Raw genomic sequence first — 1,239 nt, 5'->3', positions numbered from 1 at the left:
TTGAGTTTAAAAATGTTTGAGTTCAAAAAAATTCTCAAAAGCTTTATTTAGCGGAACAGCTGAGAAAAAACAATGATCTTCATTGTAAATACTGGTAGGAATACCTTTGTGTCAATCTATATTACCTTAAGCTAATGGTGATATTTTTTACACTTTTCTTAGATATTTTGCTATGGTAAATTTGTTTGTTATTGAACAATATTTTGCTGTGATTTCATCTATCTACTTCTTTTTCCAAACATGAACTCTTTGGGTCTTATTAGTCAATATTGACCTCGGGAATTAGATTTTTTTATAGTTCAAGTGTAATAAAGTTGAAACTCCTCCTATGCCCTATTTTCCTTGATTAGGGATTTCTTCAAAGTACGTAAAAAATGACATTGTCAGAAAAAGTTAAAATTAGATTTACAGGATAGCCAAAAGTTAATTTTACATCTATCTTCAAATAGAATAACTCTAAGCATTAATAAATTTTACTTTTAAACAGAAAATTCACACCGAGACTTTTTCCTCTTTCACCAGCTGAACCATTTCTTTTGCCTTCTCTTTTCCTAAATAAGCATCAATGATTCCATGGGCAACATAAAGTAAAGGAGTTAAAACTACAGCTATACAAAATTTATAAATATAGTTAACAATGGCAATGTTAGTGATCTCCTGCAGGGTAAAATTACCAAAAATATAAAAGGCAATAAAAAGAACAACAAAGCTGTCTACAAGTTGAGAAACCAGGGTACTTCCAGTTGCTCTTAACCAAATCATCTTAGTGCCGGTGAGGTTCTTAATTTTAACAAATACGTACACATCCAGCAATTGTCCCACTAAAAAAGCCACTAAAGATCCAATGATAATACCCAGGCCTTGCATAAAGATTTTATTAAAGGCGAAGTTCATATTAAATGGATTTCCTTCCGGGTCCTGATTGTTAATTTGCATCCAGAAATCAGCAGGAGAAAGGCGAGTTACTAAGGCTATTACCACAAACATATAAGCGATTAAGGAGGTGGCCAGGTAGCTAATTTTTTTTACCCCTGCTTTCCCAAAATACTCATTGATGATATCAGTAGTGATAAATACTACCGGCCAGATCATCACCCCAGCGGTAAGGTTAAAACTATATTTACCGAAGATCTTCACCGGCTCGAATCCAAGGGTGTTTTCTAAGGAGAAGATCTTAACACCGATCATTTCTGCAAGTACGGCATTCGTAATAAAAATCCCCCCTAGGACTAAAAAAAG

General features: G+C 33.7%; 1 protein-coding gene. It reads right to left on the bottom strand.

The genetic code is table 11. The features are described 5' to 3' along the window. Positions 1-492: 492 nt before the first annotated feature. Positions 493-1,239 (bottom strand): queuosine precursor transporter (locus E1171_RS01160; protein ID WP_155203264.1); only part of this gene is annotated, 747 nt, incomplete at its 5' end.

Origin of the sequence: Xanthovirga aplysinae, assembly GCF_009711365.1 — a bacterium.
In the GTDB taxonomy this organism is placed as follows: Bacteria; Bacteroidota; Bacteroidia; order Cytophagales; family Cyclobacteriaceae; genus Xanthovirga; species Xanthovirga aplysinae.
The sequence above is the reverse complement of the archived record's forward strand: the minus strand, read 5'-3'. Positions and strand labels throughout refer to the sequence as shown.